Source organism: Thiomicrospira sp., assembly GCF_036568485.1.
GTDB lineage: Bacteria > Pseudomonadota > Gammaproteobacteria > Thiomicrospirales > Thiomicrospiraceae > Thiomicrospira.
The window spans coordinates 1-18,371 of sequence record NZ_DATCSL010000101.1 but is presented as its reverse complement, the minus strand read 5'-3'; the positions used below and the strand labels follow the sequence as shown (position 1 = coordinate 18,371).

At 42.7% G+C, this 18,371-nt stretch carries 21 protein-coding genes, 1 tRNA gene and 1 pseudogene; 11 read left to right on the top strand and 12 right to left on the bottom strand.

The window, feature by feature from the left end:
• Positions 1-161: 161 nt before the first annotated feature.
• Positions 162-1,550, bottom strand: a complete 1,389-nt coding sequence (gene mgtE / locus VIM91_RS09940) for a magnesium transporter (RefSeq protein ID WP_331864665.1) — start codon at positions 1,548-1,550, stop codon at positions 162-164.
• A 159-nt stretch (positions 1,551-1,709) separates the two neighbouring features.
• Between mgtE and VIM91_RS09935 the strand changes: the two genes are divergently transcribed.
• Positions 1,710-1,913, top strand: coding sequence for a GDCCVxC domain-containing (seleno)protein (locus tag VIM91_RS09935; protein WP_331864664.1), 204 nt, complete (start codon positions 1,710-1,712; stop codon positions 1,911-1,913).
• A gap of 5 nt (positions 1,914-1,918) precedes the next feature.
• A complete protein-coding gene (locus tag VIM91_RS09930) occupies positions 1,919-2,275 on the top strand; it encodes a DUF3147 family protein (protein ID WP_331864663.1) in 357 nt (118 codons plus the stop codon).
• 48 nt (positions 2,276-2,323) lie between these two features.
• Here the strand turns inward: VIM91_RS09930 and VIM91_RS09925 are convergent, their stop codons facing one another.
• The 3 genes from VIM91_RS09925 to VIM91_RS09915 all read right to left on the bottom strand — a co-directional run bounded on the left by VIM91_RS09925 (position 2,324) and on the right by VIM91_RS09915 (position 4,836).
• Entirely contained in the window at positions 2,324-2,530 is a 207-nt protein-coding gene (locus tag VIM91_RS09925) for a hypothetical protein (RefSeq protein WP_331864662.1), read from the bottom strand.
• 278 nt (positions 2,531-2,808) lie between these two features.
• On the bottom strand, positions 2,809-3,618 hold the full coding sequence (locus VIM91_RS09920; RefSeq protein ID WP_331864661.1) for an undecaprenyl-diphosphate phosphatase: 810 nt from the start codon (positions 3,616-3,618) through the stop codon (positions 2,809-2,811).
• Between the two features lie 33 nt (positions 3,619-3,651).
• Positions 3,652-4,836: a class I SAM-dependent methyltransferase gene (locus VIM91_RS09915; protein ID WP_331864660.1), complete on the bottom strand. Its 1,185-nt coding sequence runs from the start codon at positions 4,834-4,836 to the stop codon at positions 3,652-3,654.
• A gap of 199 nt (positions 4,837-5,035) precedes the next feature.
• On the opposite strand from VIM91_RS09915, the gene VIM91_RS09910 reads away from it, so the two are divergent.
• A complete protein-coding gene (locus VIM91_RS09910) occupies positions 5,036-5,500 on the top strand; it encodes a FliG C-terminal domain-containing protein (protein WP_331864659.1) in 465 nt (154 codons plus the stop codon).
• Positions 5,501-5,508: 8 nt separating this feature from the next.
• Positions 5,509-5,970: a FliG C-terminal domain-containing protein gene (locus tag VIM91_RS09905; protein WP_331864658.1), complete on the top strand. Its 462-nt coding sequence runs from the start codon at positions 5,509-5,511 to the stop codon at positions 5,968-5,970.
• A 22-nt stretch (positions 5,971-5,992) separates the two neighbouring features.
• Here VIM91_RS09905 and folB read toward each other — a convergent pair whose 3' ends face one another.
• A complete protein-coding gene (gene folB, locus VIM91_RS09900) occupies positions 5,993-6,376 on the bottom strand; it encodes a dihydroneopterin aldolase (RefSeq protein ID WP_331864657.1) in 384 nt (127 codons plus the stop codon).
• A gap of 56 nt (positions 6,377-6,432) precedes the next feature.
• Here folB and plsY point away from each other — a divergent pair, with 56 nt between their 5' ends.
• Positions 6,433-7,059: a glycerol-3-phosphate 1-O-acyltransferase PlsY gene (gene plsY / locus VIM91_RS09895; RefSeq protein ID WP_414719633.1), complete on the top strand. Its 627-nt coding sequence runs from the start codon at positions 6,433-6,435 to the stop codon at positions 7,057-7,059.
• A gap of 74 nt (positions 7,060-7,133) precedes the next feature.
• Here plsY and VIM91_RS09890 read toward each other — a convergent pair whose 3' ends face one another.
• Both VIM91_RS09890 and tsaD read right to left on the bottom strand, forming a co-directional pair.
• Positions 7,134-7,493 carry a hypothetical protein gene (locus VIM91_RS09890; protein ID WP_331864656.1) on the bottom strand — a complete coding sequence of 120 codons (360 nt, stop codon included), beginning with the start codon at positions 7,491-7,493 and terminating at the stop codon, positions 7,134-7,136.
• A gap of 118 nt (positions 7,494-7,611) precedes the next feature.
• A complete protein-coding gene (gene tsaD, locus VIM91_RS09885) occupies positions 7,612-8,652 on the bottom strand; it encodes a tRNA (adenosine(37)-N6)-threonylcarbamoyltransferase complex transferase subunit TsaD (protein ID WP_331864655.1) in 1,041 nt (346 codons plus the stop codon).
• A gap of 149 nt (positions 8,653-8,801) precedes the next feature.
• On the opposite strand from tsaD, the gene rpsU reads away from it, so the two are divergent.
• From rpsU to VIM91_RS09855, 6 genes are all read left to right on the top strand, one after another.
• On the top strand, positions 8,802-9,020 hold the full coding sequence (gene rpsU, locus VIM91_RS09880) for a 30S ribosomal protein S21 (protein ID WP_331864654.1): 219 nt from the start codon (positions 8,802-8,804) through the stop codon (positions 9,018-9,020).
• Between the two features lie 18 nt (positions 9,021-9,038).
• Positions 9,039-9,485: a GatB/YqeY domain-containing protein gene (locus VIM91_RS09875; RefSeq protein ID WP_331864653.1), complete on the top strand. Its 447-nt coding sequence runs from the start codon at positions 9,039-9,041 to the stop codon at positions 9,483-9,485.
• 143 nt (positions 9,486-9,628) lie between these two features.
• On the top strand, positions 9,629-11,389 hold the full coding sequence (gene dnaG / locus VIM91_RS09870; RefSeq protein ID WP_331864652.1) for a DNA primase: 1,761 nt from the start codon (positions 9,629-9,631) through the stop codon (positions 11,387-11,389).
• Positions 11,390-11,514: 125 nt separating this feature from the next.
• On the top strand, positions 11,515-13,305 hold the full coding sequence (gene rpoD / locus VIM91_RS09865) for an RNA polymerase sigma factor RpoD (RefSeq protein ID WP_331864650.1): 1,791 nt from the start codon (positions 11,515-11,517) through the stop codon (positions 13,303-13,305).
• 88 nt (positions 13,306-13,393) lie between these two features.
• Positions 13,394-13,470: transfer RNA gene (locus VIM91_RS09860), tRNA-Ile, on the top strand.
• A gap of 144 nt (positions 13,471-13,614) precedes the next feature.
• Positions 13,615-14,343 (top strand): PP2C family protein-serine/threonine phosphatase, encoded by a 729-nt coding sequence (locus tag VIM91_RS09855; protein WP_331864649.1) that lies wholly within the window; start codon positions 13,615-13,617, stop codon positions 14,341-14,343.
• Here the strand turns inward: VIM91_RS09855 and VIM91_RS09850 are convergent.
• The 5 genes and pseudogenes from VIM91_RS09850 to VIM91_RS09830 form a co-directional block, all read right to left on the bottom strand.
• Positions 14,340-15,524: a hypothetical protein gene (locus tag VIM91_RS09850; RefSeq protein WP_331864648.1), complete on the bottom strand. Its 1,185-nt coding sequence runs from the start codon at positions 15,522-15,524 to the stop codon at positions 14,340-14,342. The two genes, VIM91_RS09855 and VIM91_RS09850, sit on opposite strands and share 4 nt — an antisense overlap.
• A 15-nt stretch (positions 15,525-15,539) precedes the next feature.
• The gene (locus VIM91_RS09845; RefSeq protein ID WP_331864647.1) at positions 15,540-16,373 is read right to left on the bottom strand and encodes a serine/threonine-protein kinase; all 834 of its coding nucleotides are present in this window, start codon (positions 16,371-16,373) and stop codon (positions 15,540-15,542) included.
• A 5-nt stretch (positions 16,374-16,378) separates the two neighbouring features.
• Positions 16,379-17,101, bottom strand: coding sequence for a hypothetical protein (locus tag VIM91_RS09840; protein ID WP_331864646.1), 723 nt, complete (start codon positions 17,099-17,101; stop codon positions 16,379-16,381).
• Between the two features lie 107 nt (positions 17,102-17,208).
• Positions 17,209-18,225: a replication endonuclease gene (locus tag VIM91_RS09835; RefSeq protein ID WP_331864645.1), complete on the bottom strand. Its 1,017-nt coding sequence runs from the start codon at positions 18,223-18,225 to the stop codon at positions 17,209-17,211.
• Between the two features lie 19 nt (positions 18,226-18,244).
• Positions 18,245-18,371 (bottom strand): annotated as a pseudogene (locus tag VIM91_RS09830) (IS3 family transposase); the annotation flags it as partial.

Here is an 18,371-nt window from a genome sequence, read left to right as displayed (position 1 = left end):
TATACGGGGTTATCAAACCTTGAGTGGCGTTTACGGGCTAATATTTTTAACGGTGCAAATCAAACCGAATATGCCGAGCGTCAGTATGCTACTCGCACTGAACTGCAAATGCGTTGGTATTTTTAATAGGGTCGTGACCACGAGGCCTGGTGGTTGGCAGTTTAAGCGATTGGGATAATCGCGACCGCAATACTAAAGTAAATTAGGATTCCTAGAATATCCGCCATTGAGGTAATAAGTGGCGCGCTGGCGGTAGCTGGGTCTATATTGAGTTTGCTGAGTAAAAATGGCAAGCTCATGCCCATCAAGCTACCAACCACAACCACCGCGACCATGGACAAGCCTACGACCATTGCCAATGCTTCGCCACCTTGCCAAAATCCGATTGCTGATATGGCGACCCCCATGGTTAATCCCAAGGCGGCGGCCACCGAGATTTCTTTAAGCATCAGATGTCCCCAGTCTTTCATGCGAACATCGCCAGTGGCGAGCGAACGCACCATTAAGGTGGAGGTTTGTGCACCAGCGTTACCGCTACTACCGATAATTAAGGGCAAAAAGAACACCAACGCTACCACGGCGGCGATCATGTCTTCAAACGTGGCAATGGCCATGCCGGCAAATATATTTACAAATACCAATAACAATAACCAACCGATGCGTTTGCGATACAGCAACAACGGCCCGGCTTCGCTGATATTAAAATTGATGACACCTACCGAGCCCATTTTGTGGAAATCTTCGGTAGTTTCGGCTTGAGCCACATCTAACACATCATCCACGGTGACCATACCGATTAAAACGTCATCTTCATCCACAACAGGCAAAGAGTTGAGGTCGTAGTGTTGCATCATTTTAACGGCTTTTTCCTGGTCTTCACGGGCATGAATATAAACCACACGATGATCCATAAGCTGCTTAATTTGAGTTTGTGGATCAACCGTTAAAGCCAGTTTACGAATGTGTAACGCATCGGTGAGCTGATTGTCTTGGTTGGTGACAAATAAGGTATTAAAACGGGTGGAATCCTGGCGAAAACTGCGTAAATAATTGAGGGCTTGTTGCACTGTCCAATGCTCTTGGATACTGACATAATCCGGTCGCATTAAACGCCCGACACTTTCCGCAGGATAACCTAGTAAAAGTTGAACCTCTTTGAGTTTGTCGTGCGGTAAACGTTGGATTAAAGCTTGCACCACCTCGGCAGGTAGTTCGTCCAAAAATGCAGCGCGGTCATCGGCATCTAGGTTTTTGACTAAATGCAATGCATCTTCATCGCTAAGCGCATTGATTAAGTCTTCTTTAGCGCTGTGCGATAAATAGGCAAACACCGCACTGGCGGTTTTTCGTGGCAGGGTGCGAAAAAATAGGATTTGATTAGCTTGCGGCAACTCCTCAAGCAGTTCAGCCATGTCGGGTATTTCGACCTGAAGCACAACCTGGCGAATCACATCAAAGTGTTTCTGTTCCAACAATTTGTTAAGGTCAATCAGACGGTCTTGAAACACTTTTTTGTCGTGTGCCGGATCACAATTCCATGGGTAATTCATTGGTCGCTAAGCCTGCATTAAATGGGGTTAACCGCGGTGATCTTCAGTATAACGAAACTCAGTGCTTTAGGTAAATAAACCGATAGGTGACTAATAGTTTGGGTTTGAACGGTCTCAGGTTACAATTTAGTCGCATACAAAATTGTATAGGGGAAATATATGCAGTTGCTGTCCGATTTAACTTGTCCTGAGTGTGGTTTTACGTCAATCGAAACCATGCCGACTCAAGCTTGTCAGTATTATTTTGAATGTGTGCAATGTGGCCTACTTATGACTCCGAATAAAGGTGATTGTTGTGTATTTTGTTCTTATGGCACGGTGCCTTGCCCACCTGTTCAAGTCAATTTAAGCTGTTGCGAGTAACGGTCATGAGTTGGCTCATTACTAAATATTTAATCACAGCAGGCCTGGTGGTTTTGATTTCTGAGGTGGCGAAACGCAGTGATAAGCTCGGCGCTTTAATTGCGGCTTTGCCGATGGTGACAGTTTTGGTGCTGGTGTGGCTGTATGTTGAAGGCCAGCCTGAAACCAAGATTGCTAACCATGCCTGGTATACCTTTTGGTATGTGATTCCGACCTTGCCGATGTTTTTGGCGTTTCCTTGGTTATTAACGAAGTTCGGATTTGTTTGGGCAATGCTGGCCAGCGTTGCGATTACAATCTTTTCGTTTATCTTAGTCGCTTGGCTGGCGCGTTTTGTGGGTGTGGAGCTGCTGGATATTTAAAGACTTTAGAGCCAAATGTACGCCTGATTTATACACAGTCGTGGCATTTTATAATAGGTGGTTGCGTTTAAATTGATCATAAACGCGGAAAAGGTCCCACCAGATTTTAAGGTGTAAATCGGGTTTGATGGTTTCTAAGATGCCGGTGTTATCTTTGCCCTGTGGGCGACCTTTATGAATAGGGTACACCTGTGCCGAAGTCGATAAGCTGACGAGCAAAATAATGAATACATTTTTTTTAACGAACGTTTTCATCACGACATTTCCCTATTGATAAGGAAGACCGTCGGAATCGGTTTTGAGGCAGTCAGATTTTTTAATAATCAAATGGCATCGCTTTTCCGTCTTGGAAAAGCGATTAAAGGCGGGGCTTTAAGGCTTGGCCAAGACGGGGGTAAAGGCGATGCAACAGCGGTTGCTTAAACTCGAACCCACACGGTCTCTCCATGGTTAAAAACAGACCGCGCATGTTAAAGAAGTTGGGGTGGGATTACAACCGCTAAAAAGAATTTTTTTGAAAGAATTTTTAAGCCTTACAAAAAGATATAAAGCAAGACGAGGCCGAGCGCGAATCGATACCAAGCAAAGGGCGCCATACCGATTTGATTAATCCATTTCAGAAATAACGCAATCACCAGATAAGCACTGATAAACGAGAGGCTAGAACCGATCAGCAAAATATCCCAATGCACCGGTAGGGCCGAGTTTAGAAGATCGTTAAGCTTGATTAACCCTGCGCCTAGAATGATCGGAATCGATAGCAAAAACGAAAAACGAGCCGCCGCTTGGCGCGTTAAGCCAATCATTAACCCGGCCGTAATCGTAATGCCAGAACGTGATGTGCCTGGAATTAATGCCAAAGCTTGTGCGCCACCGATAATGGCGATGTCTTTATAACTTAAGGTGTGTTCGTCACGAGATTGTTTGCCCGTCACGTCTGACCACCACAATAATGCGCCAAAACCAATTGTGGTGGCGGCGATTAATAATGGATTGCGTAAGGCTTCTTCCAGCCCGTTGTTAATGATCAGACCAAATATTACGGCCGGAATGGTGGCGAAAATCACGGCCCAAGCCAGTCGACTATTAGAGGTTGGCTGACGTTTTATAAGTGAAATACTCCAGTCTCGGCTCATGTGCCAAACATCTTGGCGAAAATAAATCACCACGGCTAATAAGGTGCCCAGATGGACAGCGACATCAAACGCTAAACCTTGATCCGGCCAGCCAAACAATTGGGGTACTAAAATAAGGTGGCCAGAGCTGGAAATAGGTAAAAACTCTGTGATACCTTGAATAACAGCCAGCCAGACAATTTGTATCCAATCTAAAGTTTGTTGCATAACCCTTCCTTTTTAAAGCACCAGGCCTGGTGGTTAGAGTTGGTGGCGTAAATCGCGCATTTTGAAGCCAATCAAACCTAAATCCAGTTGTTTGCTTAAGGCCATCACTTTAAAGTTTTCACCCATTTCATTCGGTAAAGTCAGGGTTTTAATTTGTTGGGCAGTTTTGAGCTGTTCGGTAATCGGTGCATTCGGATCACCGGCCATTTCTAATAAGCCTGATCCCATTAAAAAATGCGCTTGAGTGGTATACCCCGCTACTTTTAATTTGGAATCATAAGCGGCTTCGGCCACCGCGGTAAAATCAACGTGGGCGGTAATGTCTTGCAACCCTGGGTAAAAAAATGGATTGCTGTGGGCGCGATGTTGATAATGACAACGTAGGGTACCCATGTGACGTGCCGCTTGATAAAACTCTTTGCGAGGGTAACCATAGTCAATTAAAAGTACCAGGCCTGTTTCTAGAAAGTCATCAATCGAATGCAACCAGGGTGCGATATTTAAATTAATTTCGGTGTGATAGCCGCGTTCGCTGGGTTCGCCGATTTGTTTTAATAATTGGTTGGCAATTTTTTGTAAAGCCGGTTCGGTAATGGGTTGATATTGCCATTCAAATTCGGCTTGTTCTTCATTCCATTGCACAAAAGCTTTCGATACTTGCGCCGGTTCAAGTTTTAAGCGCTCAACTGGCATGGCATCCAACACTTCATTTGCCAATACCACGCCTTGAATCGGCGTGCTAGGTAAGCTGTCCAACCACACGACCTTATTGAAAAGCTCAGGCGGCAATGTTTGCAAGGTTTCTTTTTGGCGTTGTTTTAAATCGGCACTTAACTCGATAATAAAATAATGTTCCAGCGGCTGTTCGAGATTAGCTAATTCAAGCAAAATATCTCGTGCCATGATGCCGCGTCCTGCCCCAAATTCAATAATGTTAGGTTGGCTAAGCTGAGTTAAAACCTGTTGCGCTTGACGTGCCAAACAACGTGAAAAAATAGGCGAGATTTCAGGCGCGGTGACAAAGTCACCTTCTAAACCAATTTTAGGTAAGCCGTTGGTGTAATAACCTAAGTTGGGGGTGTAAAGTGCCAAACGCATGAAATCGGCAAAGCTGAGTTGGTGGTGACGGTTGAGGTGTCGACGAATTTTGTCTGTGAGTAATTGACTGCGTTGTTTCGCGTCATCACTTGGTTCGGGGAGCGATTTATTTGGTTTCATCAACAAGCTTAGTCTGGTCAGTATTGTAAATGAGGCCTATTATAGTTGGCTTAGTCCTAGATTTGGATAAATTTGGTTTGCGACAATCTGGTGTTAGAATGTCTAAAAATCATGAGTTGGGCCGATTTTTTGCTAATGTATTGTTAGGTTAAGACTCATATTCGATTTAATCAAGCGGACGCTTAGGAAGTCATTATTTATGAAAGTGGGTATTCAAAAAGTACATGAAAATGAATGGTTGGTGCAGATGGGATGCGCCATCATGCGTTTGGATCGGTTTTCGGTTGAGCTACTTAGCATTACGTTAGAACACATGCTGGCGTTAGCGCATGGTGAAAATCATTCGACCTTAAAAAGTTATATCAAACTGGGCTTAAAGTTGAAGCAGCTGAGCCCGAACGATATGCAGGTGGTGATTCGCGAAATTAATAACCAAGACTTGGTCGCGTTGCTGGGTTTAGCGAAAGATCAAAGTTTGACCAATAAGGTGCTTGAAAATGTCGGGGCCATTTTGGCAAAACAAATTGAATCCGACTTGTTAAATAATCCTTTGCCAGAACACGAAGAAGCCAAGCGTTGTGTGCAACGCTTGGTGGAAAAACTATTTGAACTCGATAGCAACGGAAAAATCGAGTTTATTGATGAACACACCCAGTATATTTAGGAGGTCCGATGGAAATTAAAGCCAAGCGTCAGCAGTCTGGCCAATATGTCATTGAAGTCGGGCCGACTATTTTTAATCTGCCTGAAAACGTGGTTGAAGCTTTAAGTAAGGTGATTCGAGAGCGTTTTAAAGTGGTCACGGAGCAAGATAAAGAGCGTATGCAAAAGCGTTTGACCGCCTACCGGGCTTTAGCTGGAAAACTCACACAAATTGAAAACGCCTTAATGCAGGATTTACTGACGCAAATCAGTTCTGAGCAAATGGTGACCCTTGCGCGCATTGCCCAAGGCGATGAGGTTTATAAGAAAATTGTCGCCAATTTGTCGCGGCAAAATGCGCGTCAGTTTGAAGAAGACTTTAAACGTCTAGATAAAATCTCAATTCATCAAGCGAGCACGCAGATGGAAAAAATGGTGCCCATTCTGAAAAAAGTCATCCAAGCACGCAAGCAAATTCAAGCGGAAGGTTAAGTCGTCCCCAGTTGGAGGTGTGTTAGTTTTGGCGTTGACGCCAAATTTTGACGCCAACTTGCTTGGCTTCTGCGACGGCGTGAGGTTTTGCCAGTTTCAGTTCAATGGCTTGCAGCCCAGGGTAATGGGCGAACAGGTGTTCACAAATCTGCTCGGCGAGCGTTTCAATTAATTCATAACGCGTTTGTTGTGCCAACTTAATAATATCTTGTGAGACCTTTGCATAATCAACCGTATCCGCCAGTTGGTCGCTTTGTGCGGCACTTTGAATCCCAGTGAAAAGCTCAATGTCGAATACCAGGGGTTGAGTTTGGCATTTTTCCCAGGGGTGTACGCCAATAATGGTGTTGACCTTGAGGCCTTCAATAAAAATGCTGTCCGCTTGCGTTTGAGTGGGTTTGCTCACAGTGTTCATCCAATAATGTTAAAATCCGTCCACTATTTTAAAGGAATAATAATCACATGAGTGAAATGATCTTATTACCAGGCCTGGTGGTATTGGCTTATTTGTTGGGTTCGGTGTCATCGGCCATTATTGTGTGCAAACTAATGGGCTTGGGCGACCCCCGTGAAGCGGGTTCCGGTAATCCGGGGGCGACCAATGTTTTACGTATTGGTGGTGAAAAGGGTAAGTTGGCGGCGGCGATTACGTTATTGGGGGATGTGCTAAAAGGCGTGTTTCCGGTGCTGGTGGCTCATTGGCTAGCTTTAGAAGCCTTGTGGATTGTATTGGTTGGTTTGGCCGCGTTTCTTGGTCATTTGTATCCTGTCTTTTTCCAGTTCAAAGGCGGTAAAGGGGTGGCGACCATGCTGGGTGTGTTGCTGGCACTAAACTTTTGGGCGGGTTTAGCGACGGCGGCTACTTGGTTATTTGTCGCAAAGGTTTTAAAAATCTCATCTTTATCCGCTTTGATCGCCACCTTCTTGGCGCCAATTTATATTTACTTTATTACTCAATCATCGACTGGTGAAGCGGTAATGAGTTGGGTTGGTGTGACAGCGATTATGACGGCGATTTTGTTTTGGCGTCATAGAAGTAATATTGAGCGTTTAATAAAGGGCGAAGAAAGTCTGATTAAATCTAAGTAATTAGGCGCTCGTTATTTCGTTAGATTTGAGTATTCAACTTTAAAGCCACCCAGTTAAAACCAGGTGACTAAGCGTTAACGATTCATTTCGCTATCTGGAGCATCGTTAGGGCGTTGCTGGCGCTGCATTTCACGACGTTCCTCCAATATGCGCTCTCGATATCGGCGAATTTCAGCATCTTCGCGAAACTCGCCCGACCGTCCTTGTGGGCCTTTTCCGTCATAAGGTCTTTGCTCACGATGCATTTCACGAGGTTCTTCTCGCATTCGTTCTTGATACTCACGCTGACTTTCGTTCTGATGCATACCGCCAGGGCCGTACGGGCCTTGTCCATCATACATAGGCATGCGGTTTGGACGATCGTTTGGTGAGTTTTGTGCTTGAGCTAACCCAAATGCAAGCGGCAGGGTTAATAATAAGATAAGACGTTTCATGTTGCTCCCTCCTGTTTGGTGGAACCAAAGCGCACCTAAATGTTAGGTTGCTTATCTATTAATTATGCATAAAACAGGCGGGATGTCATTGTTTTCAAAAGAAATCTCTGTTTAAGATTTAGATTGGGTTTAGGTCCTCCAGTGACCAGCGTGCCTTAGCTGCGAAGTTAAGGTCATTATGTTCGCCCGCTAATAGTCGCTGTGCGCCGGCATAGGCAATCATGGCACCATTGTCAGTGCAAAACTCCAAGCGTGGGTAAAAGGCTTGGCCTTTGCGTTTGATCATTAACGCATCCAATTTGGCGCGAATTTCTCGGTTAGCACTCACGCCGCCCGAAACCACAAGCGTGTTTAAGCCTTCTTGTTCTAAAGCGCGTTTGCATTTAATCGTTAGGGTATCGGCTACCGCCAGTTCAAACGCTCGGCAAATATCTGCACGAGTTTGATCATTGTCATCACCTTGAGCTTGCGCCTTATGCCAGGTATTTAAGCTAAAGGTTTTCAAGCCGCTGAAACTCATATCCAAGCCAGGGCGATCAACCATGGGGCGTGGAAATTTATAGCGTGTGGAATCGCCCTGTTGTGCCAGCTTTGACACAATCGGGCCTCCAGGGTAACCCAGCCCTAGCATTTTAGCGGTTTTATCAAAGGCTTCGCCCGCGGCATCGTCAAGTGTGTCGCCTAATAAGCGATAACGGCCAATGCCATCCACTCGTATCAACATGGTGTGCCCGCCTGATACTAGTAACGCAATAAATGGAAAGGAAGGGGGTTGGTCTTCGAGCATGGGTGCGAGTAGGTGACCTTCCATATGATGTACGCCAATGGCGGGGACTTGCCATGCATAAGCTAGGCTACGGGCGATAGCGCCACCAGCTAGCAAAGCACCGATTAAACCGGGCCCGGCCGTATAAGCGACCCCTGAGATTTGGGGTTGACCGGCTTCTTCTAGCGTTTGTAAGATCAGTGGAGTTAATTTACGGATATGGTCGCGCGAAGCCAGTTCGGGCACAACGCCACCATATTCAGCATGCAGTTCAATTTGGCTGTATAAATTATGCGCCAGTAAGCCACGTTGAGTGTCGTAAATTGCAACAGCACTTTCGTCGCATGAACTTTCGATTCCGAGTACAATAAGGGGTTGATGTGAATCCGCCATGCTTTTCCTGTAAATAAATAAAAATTAAGTGGCGATTTTAACAAAATAATTTGCAAATGCGGACGCGCAAAACTATAATCTTGCTCTTTATTGCTGCCAGTCAAGGTTAGCGAACAGAATTTTTCCAATTAAATCAAAGAAGAAGCTTTATGCCAATTGTAAAAGTAAGAGATACAGAACCATTTGACGTAGCTTTACGTCGTTTTAAGCGTGCTTGTGAAAAAGCAGGCGTGTTAACTGAGTCGCGCAAGCGTGAGTTCTATGAAAAGCCTACTTGGGCTAAGAAGCGCATGAAGGCAGCGGCTGTTAAACGTTTAGCTAAGCGTTTGTCTCGTGAACGTCGTCGTTTGAATGGTCGTCCGTTTTAAGACGGCCGGAATAGATTGATGAGCGATTATAAAGCGGGTTTAACCGAAGAAATGAAGCGCTGCATGAAAGCGGGTGAAAAAACTCGCCTGATGGTAGTGCGCGCCATGCTGGCTGCCATTAAGCAGCAGGAAATTGATCAGCAGATCACGTTAGATGATACTCAGGTGTTGGCGGTGTTGGATAAGGCGTTAAAGCAACGTCGTGATTCTTTCACGCAATACACCGAGGCCGGACGTGAGGATTTGGCTGAGCAAGAGGCTTATGAGATTTCGGTAATTCAAGATTTTATGCCACAGCCTTTGACAGAAACAGAAATCGCCCAAATGGTCGCTGATGCTGTTGCTGAGGTCGAAGCAAAAACCATGCAGGATATGGGTAAGGTGATGGCCTTATTAAAACCAAAAATGCAAGGCCGAGCTGATATGGCGGTGGTAAGCCAGAAGATCAAAGCAAGCTTAGCCTAAAAGTACCTCTATTTTAAGTTTAAGCCCGTTCAAAAAACCCGTTAACATTAGGTTGATGGGTTTTTTTGTTTTCGGAAAAGCGTTTTCTTGGATTGTTATGTGGTGGTCATCATGACGTTATTGGCTAGATGAGAGGGGACGGAATGGAATATAAAGGCGCAATTCCTCGCGATTTTATTGATTCGCTGTTATCTCGTGCTGATATTGTTGAGGTCATTAACCAGCGTGTTCCTCTCAAAAAAGCGGGCGCTACTTTTAAAGCTTGTTGCCCATTCCATCAAGAAAAAACCCCGTCCTTTAATGTTAACCCTCAAAAACAGTTTTATCATTGCTTTGGTTGCGGAGCGAGTGGTGACGCACTGAAATTTGTCATGGAGTATGAGGGGTTATCTTTCGTTGAAGCGGTCGAGTCTTTAGCTGCGCAGTTAGGTTTAAATGTGCCGCGGCAGAAACAAACACCACAAGCGGCTAAAAAAATTGAACATGCGCGAGATTTATATGACGTGATGGCGTTGGTCGCCAAGTTTTATCGACAGCAACTGCGCGATCATTCAGCATCCGAGCAAGCTAAAAACTATTTAAGACAGCGCGGCTTAACTTCTGATATTGCTAAAGCGTTTTTAATTGGGTTTGCACCACCAGGGTGGGATAGTTTAGTTTCTGGCTTAAAAGCCGATAAGCAATTGAAGGCTGAGTTGATTGAGCTCGGCATGTTGGTGGAAAAGGACGCTGATAAACTTTATGACCGGTTTCGTAACCGTATCATGTTCCCAATTCGAGATGGGCGTGGCCGCATTGTTGGGTTTGGCGGTCGGGTTTTGAGTTCAGAAGAGCAACCTAAATATTTAAATTCGCCAGAAACTCCAATCTTTCATAAAAGCTATGCGTTATATGGTTTGTATGAGCTGCGCCAAGCACGTCAAAGCTTTGATCATATTATTGTGGTTGAAGGGTATATGGATGTGGTTGCTTTAGCGCAGTTTGGTGTGCGTAATGTCGTTGCTACTTTGGGAACTGCGACCACGGTCGATCATTTGCAGATGTTGTTTCGACAAGTTGATGAAGTCGTGTTTTGTTTTGATGGTGACAGTGCCGGTTTGAAGGCCGCTTGGAAAGCCTTGGAGCTGGCTATGCCAATGATGGAGCAAACTCGCTCGGTAAAGTTTTTGTTTTTGCCCGATGGTGAGGATCCGGATTCGGTGGTGCGAAAAGAAGGCGCGGATGGCTTTAAGTTGAGGGCCCAACAGGCACTAACTTTGTCACAATTTTGGTTGCAAGGCTTGCAAAACCGTTTAAGTGTCCCTATAGAATCACGTGAGGGTCGTCAACAGCTGGTTGCATTGGCGCAACCCTATGTGCAAAGCGCGCAGGGTTTATACCAGTATTTATTAGTAGAGGCGGTGGCCGAGGCCGTCGATTTACCCACCTGGCGTTTAGAAAAACAAATGGGGGTAAAAACTGGATTTTCTCAGTTTAAAACCACAAAACAAGTGACGGCGAATGCTGGACCCGAAGTTTCTCAGGTAATGAGTTTGTCGAAACATTTGGTGTGTATTTTGCTTGTTCGTCCTGGTTGGGCTGCGGCTTTGCATCAAGCTATTGGACGGGCATTGGGGCAGTCTCAGCGTCGGGATGACCGCTTATTGTCTGGTGTGTTGCATCAACTAATGCAAAGTTTTGAAGCCAGTACTGCAGTACGCTGGATGCAGCAAGCCGGTTTTGCAAAGGAATACGAGTTTATCCAGACGCGTCGTTTACCTGAAGACGAAGACGCGTTAAAAGTTATGTTGCAAGAAGCAGCGAATCGCCTGCTGGATGAATTAGAAAAAATGAGTTTAACGCAACAAAGTTTGAGTCGCCAAGCATTGGCGGATTTGCAGGCCTTTTTGGCTGTAAGGCAGTAATTTTAATCGCTAAATTCGAATAGATAACAAAATAATAAGTGGATTTTTTGTTATAATTTAGGGTTCGGTTTTTTGATTTGGTGTCGGGTGTATGACGGCGTCTGTAATCGTTATTTGAGGCAAACATGACAAAAGTAGAAAGAAAGCAACAGTTAATTGACTTGATTGAGCGTGCCAAGGATTTGGGCTACCTCACCTATGCGGATGTAAGCGACGTTTTGCCGGATGATATCGAAGAAGATCAGCTCGGACAAGTTCTGACGATTCTAACCGATTTTGGTATTCAATTATTTGACTCGGCACCAGAAGAAGACGAACTGATCACCAAAGAAGGCGGTGCGTTTGATGAGGCGGCGGCTGAGGCCGCGATTTTAGCTTTGGCAGAAGTCGACTCTGAATTTGGTCGTACCACTGATCCTGTCAGAATGTATATGCGTGAGATGGGTTCGGTTGAACTCTTAACCCGCAAAGGCGAAATTGATATCGCCAAGCGCATCGAATCAAATATTCGTGACATGTTGGATTCTTTATCGAAATACCCGATGTGCGCAGAAAAAATTCTAAAAACCTTTAAAAAGATGGATAACGGTGAAGGTAAAGTGGCCGACGTTATCCAAGGATTTATTGACCCTACCGACCTTGAAGAGGTGGCGGTTGAAGACCTGAATGCGGACTCAGATAACAACAGCGAACCCAAAGATGATTCAATCGATCCGGCTCTAATCGAAGCTTTTTTAGCCACGCTTGAAAAGTTACACCGTGACGCGGTTAAGGCCGAAGATCAGCATGGTTCAGGTGACCCTAAGGCTAAGAAAAAACGTGAGTTGGTAGTGGATCACTTGCGCACCGTACGTTTGACCCCTTTATTTACCAATGGCGTGATCCGCGATATTAAGTCAAAAATTGCCGCGATTCGCGAACAAGAACGTGTAATCGTCAACGGTGTCGTTCGTAAAGCAGGTGTGGCGCGTAATAAATTTTTAGAAATTTTTGTCGAATCCGAATCCAGTGCTGATTTAGTTGATCGTTTAATTGAAGCAAATCCTGCCAAATCGTCAGTGCTTGAAGAATTACGTACCGAAATTAAACGCGCTCAAAAACGTTTAGCCTTGATTGAAAAAAATGAAAAAATGGGTATCACCTATTACAAGAAGGTTTACAAGGATCTGAGTAAGTCTGAAAGCTTAGCGCGTGCCGCCAAGCGTGAGATGATTGAAGCCAACCTGCGTTTGGTTATCTCGATTGCGAAAAAGTACACTAACCGTGGTTTACAATTCTTGGATTTGATCCAAGAAGGTAACATCGGTTTGATGAAGGCCGTCGACAAGTTTGAATACCGTCGTGGTTATAAGTTCTCCACCTATGCAACTTGGTGGATTCGTCAGGCGATCACCCGTTCGATTGCTGACCAAGCACGTACCATCCGTATTCCGGTGCATATGATTGAGACTATCAATAAACTTAATCGTATCCAGCGCCAGTTGCTACAAAAAATGGGGCGTGAACCGACTCCGGAAGAACTGGCCGAAGAAATGGAAATGCCAGAAGACAAGATTCGTAAAGTGATGAAAATCGCCAAAGAACCGATTTCGATGGAAACACCGATTGGTGATGATGAAGATTCCTCACTCGGTGATTTTATTGAAGATTCAAATATTTTATCCCCATCGGACTCAGCGGACCAAGAGGGCATGAGTGAAACCGTTCGTGAAATGCTCAGTACTTTAACGCCGCGTGAAGCTAAGGTATTACGTATGCGTTTTGGTTTGGGTATGAACACGGATCATACCTTGGAAGAAGTGGGTAAACAGTTTGATGTCACGCGTGAGCGAATTCGTCAAATCGAAGCCAAAGCGTTACGTAAACTTCGTCACCCAAGTCGTGCTGAGCGTTTACGCAGCTTCTTGGATAACTAAGTCCCGTTTACATCCCCGCAAAACCCGCTATAATAAGCGCACTTAAACCACCAGGCCTGGTGGTTTAAGTTTTATACCTTCCTTTAAAGGGCCCCTAGCTCAGTTGGTTAGAGCACACGACTCATAATCGTTAGGTCCCCGGTTCAAGTCCGGGGGGGCCCACCATTAAAATCAATAAGTTACATGTTCTTTTGTCTTTTTCTTTTGTCTTTTAATTTTTTTTGTAGCATATATGTAGCAATCTTAATATTAGTTTTGTTAGTATTTGCACTATAATGAAAATTAATAAATCTTGCGGAAGAAATTTAGATGTACTACTTTTATGGCAAATCCCAAAAAGGCAAAAATAAATCTAACAATGATGATTTTTTTTGTGTTAACAGTGCTGTTGAACAGTTACAGAGCCATAAATCACAAACTATAAAGCGTGATTTTGTTTTTGCACTAGCCGATGGTGTAGGAGGAGTTTATGCGGGGGGCAAAGCTGCTGAATATTTGACCCGGGAAATTAGCAAGAAGAGTAAAGGCTTATCTCATGCATTATTATTAAATATTATTGAGCGAGTTCATGCTTACTTAAAAAAAGAATATTGCCTAGCTGCACAAACCGTTTTTACGGCAGCTCTATGTAAAAATGGAAAGATTTCTTTGTATCATGTGGGGGACTGTAGAGCTTATAAAATTACTAAAACGGATATAGTTCAGCTAACCAATGACCATACATTTGTACAAGATTTAATTAATAGTGGTCTTATTGGAGAGGAGATGAAAAACTCTCATCCAAAGAAAAATTTAATTAAACAAGCATTAGGTGGTGACAATGAAATCTCGGTTGATGTTTATCATAACCTGTTGGAGCCTGGTGAGAGGTTAATATTAACCTCTGATGGGGTTCATGATTATTTATCAGAGCAGGAGATTTTAGATGTGTTTAAATCGTCCAATAATATACAAAAAAATATTGAACAACTAATTCGAGTCGCATTTGAAAATGGCTCAAAGGATGATATAACAGCAGTTGGTGTCCGTTGTGTTTAGAGCCAATTTCTGCTTAATTTTGCTCCTAGCTCTTTAGAAAGCTTTTGTACAGATGTAATATTGTCTATTGCAATATCTTCAAAGGACCTATCGTTCTTTCGAATCCCTTTTTTTCTAAAACTTCTTGAAAAATTATATGCATTTTCTAGAAGTTCTAAATGGAAATTTTTGGTGTCTTCAAATGAGCTTTTTGTGGAGAGTTGGCACTGTTTTTTTAGCTCAGTTAGGTAATGTCTGAATGCCAAACCTTCATCAAATCCTGAGTCTGATGGAGATGATGCTTTAAATAATTTTTCTATATATTGATTACTGCGACCATAAGGTTTCAATTCATCTAAAAAACCGTTTCTATGGGCAAGCTCTAAATCACTTAGTTTATATTCCGATAACGCCTGAGGGCAGTAATACCATAAAGATCTTCTGCTGACTGAGCCCTCTTCTGGGGCGTCAAATTTTTCAGCGTTAAAGGCCCGAACATTTAAAAAATTTCCTGAAGCTATTGCATCAGCGTTTGAACATGCCAGACTCAGCATTTGGTGATTGCTATACCCTACAATCACCACTTTATTTGTTAGCTTTAATCCCGCTACTAACAATCCTAAATTTTCCATCCAGATTACATTTTTTTCTAGATAAGAGCCTTCTGGAACTAAATAAAAACCATCTACGTCCCATTGTTTAGAGGTTTCTATAAGCAATTCGATGGCAGTTTCATCTAAAAGTACATTTTTATTTAAAGCTAAAGTTATGTATCTAGGTTTGTCTGTGAAAATTTGTGAGGCTGCATGTATAAATATATCTTGTACCCTTAACCAATGCTTGTCAACGGCTTCACAAGCTACTGAAGGGATTATGTATGCATACGTGAGCGCATCATTGTTTAGATCTTTGATGAATTTCAATTGTTTGCTGATGTAAGTTTGGTCGGTAAGTTGAATGGTCACAAAATCTTCAAACCAATGGGTATGATTCGTTAATTTTTTGTGGTTCGCTCTAGGGTTGTAGTATTGGGGATCAAATAACGTTTTACCATTCAGCTTAGATAAGCTTTTTGAAAATTTTTCTATTTGTTGTATTGTTAAATCTCTAGGGCTGATAATAACAGTGCCTTCGCCCCATTCCTCAATCAGCTTTTTGCTGTGTCCCATCATTCCATGACCAAACTGAATAAATAAATCCATAAATAACCTTTTTACTTATTGGGATAAAATTTCATTGAGCCAAGATACTGCCTCCTTAGCTGAGTCAGGTCTTCTGCTTTGAAATTTATTCATACAGCAATGAATTAACTCATTGATTTTGTTATGAGTATCATTCGCTATATCTGGTAAGGGTGTGTAGATTCCCATATCAATTTTTCTTGTAATTTGAGCAAGGTTTAACCCAGGTTCACAAAATGCTTTATTTCCAGTTATCATTTCATATGCGATAACAGCAGATGAAAATAAATCGGTTCTACTATCGATTTTATCCTTCTCATTATCTATCTGCTCAATGGGTGCATAGCAAGGTGTATGAGGCCCATAAGGGTCACTTGTGTTAGTAATCGATTCTTGATCCAACGCTCTAGCTATTCCGAAATCAAGAAGATAGTAATCTCCATTAATACCTCTAATTATATTGTCTGGTTTTATATCTCTATGAACAAGCCTTTTTTCTTCTAAAATGGATATAGCATTAGAAATATCTTTTAAGAATTTAACAACCTCTTCATAAGGAATGGGGGATGCTGAAGCAATATAATCTTTTAGGCAAACACCTTCAATAAAGCTCTCGATTATGAATGCGTATTCAATACCATCGCAACTTAAACTACCATCTTGATGGACTGTTGGGCTATTAAAACCAGAGCATTCTTTAGCTATGTTAAGTTCTCGTTGAATTCTTTGAATGTCTTGATCTGGTTTGATAATTTTTAGTACTACAGTTCCCCATTGCTCAGATGAGGCGCTATATACATACTTCTGACCGCCAACTTTTAATTCTCTAATATCAGTTAACTCCAATCCATCAAAACATTTAATATTCATATAACTTACACTGCTCTAGTTAAGTGTCTTCCGACCCATTCGTTAAACATCCATGACATATAGTTTGTAGGTAGCTTCTGCCTTTCTGCTTTATTAATTTTGACTAAGTGACCACTGTTTAAACTATACAACCCAATACCTGATGTCCTAAATTTCTCGATGGTTTTTGATTGAGGTTGCTTAATTTGAGACAGAGCGTAGGACTCAGATGCAAACCACTTATTTATGTGTGCCTGAGAATGTAGTTTGTTCCATTGCCCAATTTTTGCTTCAATTGAGGTTAATCGTTTTATATAGAAGGAGTCCTTAAGGGGAAGAGCTTTCCATTTTTGATCATTTCGTGTAATTAATTTTGCATCATAAAGATGTTCTAATGATTGGATAATTTTTTTATTACTAAAGTTGGTTTTTGTTAAGAGGTTTGCTGCATTGCCACCATTTAAAGCTCTTAAATTTTGCAGAATTTTTATGTCACTTTCAGTAATTTGGCTTCTTAATTCATTCCATGTATCGATTATTTTGGGGGAGTACTCAGCGATCACTAAATCGGGATAACAGTTCATTACCATTGGCTCGATGAATATAGCTAGCTTGTTCTCTTTATGCTTAAAAGATTTGCAGGTTTCATCAATGAATTGATGAACCAAGTCTAGTTCAGGTCCTGGTGTAGGGCTTCTGCTTTTAAAGCCGATAGCGCAGCCATTCTTAATAATTTGTACTTGATTCAAAATTTAAACCTCATTAATGGGTATGTTTACGTACTATTATGCGTAATATATTGCTAAGGATAAGTCAAAACATATTATGATATCAAGTTAAATTTAAGGTCGTACAGTTATTGACAGAACTCCAAGTTAAAGCATGGTGCTTGCCTGTAAGCTAGCTTTGTCCACTTCAAATGTCGCGTGATGAATTTCAGGCCAGAGCTTAAAATTCCCTTGATCGTTTTTAAGGGTTCTTCGTCATAATGGCTTTGCTTGAGTTCACCTGTGCTGACATCCATTTCAAACTCATATAGTGGTCTTGCTAGTTGTTCGTTACGTTTAACGAATACACCGCCCATAAGTTGAACATATTTTTGCCAATCGGACCTATCAGCCGCTTCTCTCAATTCGTTAAGGCTTTTGTTATCTTTCGTTTGAAAGTCTTTTAAGCGTCGTGCTTCACGCCATACGGATACCGAGGGGCCGCCTAGTTGTTGAAACTGTCTAATCCCCCAGCATGATGCCCAAGCATTCACTCTTTCAGCACTGGTTGCGGCGTTTTCGCCGTAAGAGTCATGCTCAATATCTGCCCCATCAATATTTTTAGAGATGTATTTTGCTATGTAGCCGGTTGCTGATCCTTTTTTGGGGTCTATTTTCGTAAACGAGCAACGGTGTTGTTTTGCTCCACGTTCATCAGGGTCTTCAAGTAAGGCATAGTGTTGAATAATTTCCGTTAACGGTTTTGCTTCGTTAACGTTAACGAAAAGCAAGATATGCCAGTGAGGGGTTCCGTCGTGATGGGGTTCAGCTACTCTAAAGCCATAAAATCTTATTTGGCTTCTGTCCAAGCTTGCTCTTATTCTTTGCCATACATTGTTTAGATAAGCTTGAGCATCTAGAGGTGTAAATCCGCCCCAGTTTGGGTTTTCATGTCCTGTTTTGCTAAATGAACGGTGGTATTTAGATGGGCAACTTAACGTTACGAATAAAGCTTCATGCCCTAGTGCTTGAGAAGTTTCTTCAAACCCTCTAATTCGCACCATTAACTCAGCTTTCCTGATCTTTGGGTTCGAAACGCTTTTGTCTGAAAGCTCCTTTAATGTAAAAACCTGTCCAAGTTCGTTACTCAAAAAAGTAGATGACATGGATTTGTCCACTTCCCCATTAGTGAAACACTGGTAAAGTAGAGTTTTCTAGTTTTACTCGATAAGCTGCCGGTGGCAGATTACCCAGACTTTCATGGGTGCGTTCTTCGTTATAATCTAACCGCCAGAACCAAGCCATCTCCCTA

Excerpts from the sequence above, each read along its gene's own strand:
- mgtE (WP_331864665.1), bottom strand. The coding sequence starts at position 1,550 with ATGAATTACCCATGGAATTGTGATCCGGCACACGACAAAAAAGTGTTT.
- VIM91_RS09935 (WP_331864664.1), top strand. The coding sequence starts at position 1,710 with ATGCAGTTGCTGTCCGATTTAACTTGTCCTGAGTGTGGTTTTACGTCA.
- VIM91_RS09930 (WP_331864663.1), top strand. The coding sequence starts at position 1,919 with ATGAGTTGGCTCATTACTAAATATTTAATCACAGCAGGCCTGGTGGTT.
- VIM91_RS09925 (WP_331864662.1), bottom strand. The coding sequence starts at position 2,530 with ATGAAAACGTTCGTTAAAAAAAATGTATTCATTATTTTGCTCGTCAGC.
- VIM91_RS09920 (WP_331864661.1), bottom strand. The coding sequence starts at position 3,618 with ATGCAACAAACTTTAGATTGGATACAAATTGTCTGGCTGGCTGTTATT.
- VIM91_RS09915 (WP_331864660.1), bottom strand. The coding sequence starts at position 4,836 with ATGAAACCAAATAAATCGCTCCCCGAACCAAGTGATGACGCGAAACAA.
- VIM91_RS09910 (WP_331864659.1), top strand. The coding sequence starts at position 5,036 with ATGAAAGTGGGTATTCAAAAAGTACATGAAAATGAATGGTTGGTGCAG.
- VIM91_RS09905 (WP_331864658.1), top strand. The coding sequence starts at position 5,509 with ATGGAAATTAAAGCCAAGCGTCAGCAGTCTGGCCAATATGTCATTGAA.
- plsY (WP_414719633.1), top strand. The coding sequence starts at position 6,433 with ATGAGTGAAATGATCTTATTACCAGGCCTGGTGGTATTGGCTTATTTG.
- VIM91_RS09890 (WP_331864656.1), bottom strand. The coding sequence starts at position 7,493 with ATGAAACGTCTTATCTTATTATTAACCCTGCCGCTTGCATTTGGGTTA.
- tsaD (WP_331864655.1), bottom strand. The coding sequence starts at position 8,652 with ATGGCGGATTCACATCAACCCCTTATTGTACTCGGAATCGAAAGTTCA.
- rpsU (WP_331864654.1), top strand. The coding sequence starts at position 8,802 with ATGCCAATTGTAAAAGTAAGAGATACAGAACCATTTGACGTAGCTTTA.
- VIM91_RS09875 (WP_331864653.1), top strand. The coding sequence starts at position 9,039 with ATGAGCGATTATAAAGCGGGTTTAACCGAAGAAATGAAGCGCTGCATG.
- dnaG (WP_331864652.1), top strand. The coding sequence starts at position 9,629 with ATGGAATATAAAGGCGCAATTCCTCGCGATTTTATTGATTCGCTGTTA.
- rpoD (WP_331864650.1), top strand. The coding sequence starts at position 11,515 with ATGACAAAAGTAGAAAGAAAGCAACAGTTAATTGACTTGATTGAGCGT.
- VIM91_RS09855 (WP_331864649.1), top strand. The coding sequence starts at position 13,615 with ATGTACTACTTTTATGGCAAATCCCAAAAAGGCAAAAATAAATCTAAC.
- VIM91_RS09850 (WP_331864648.1), bottom strand. The coding sequence starts at position 15,524 with ATGGATTTATTTATTCAGTTTGGTCATGGAATGATGGGACACAGCAAA.
- VIM91_RS09845 (WP_331864647.1), bottom strand. The coding sequence starts at position 16,373 with ATGAATATTAAATGTTTTGATGGATTGGAGTTAACTGATATTAGAGAA.
- VIM91_RS09835 (WP_331864645.1), bottom strand. The coding sequence starts at position 18,225 with ATGTCATCTACTTTTTTGAGTAACGAACTTGGACAGGTTTTTACATTA.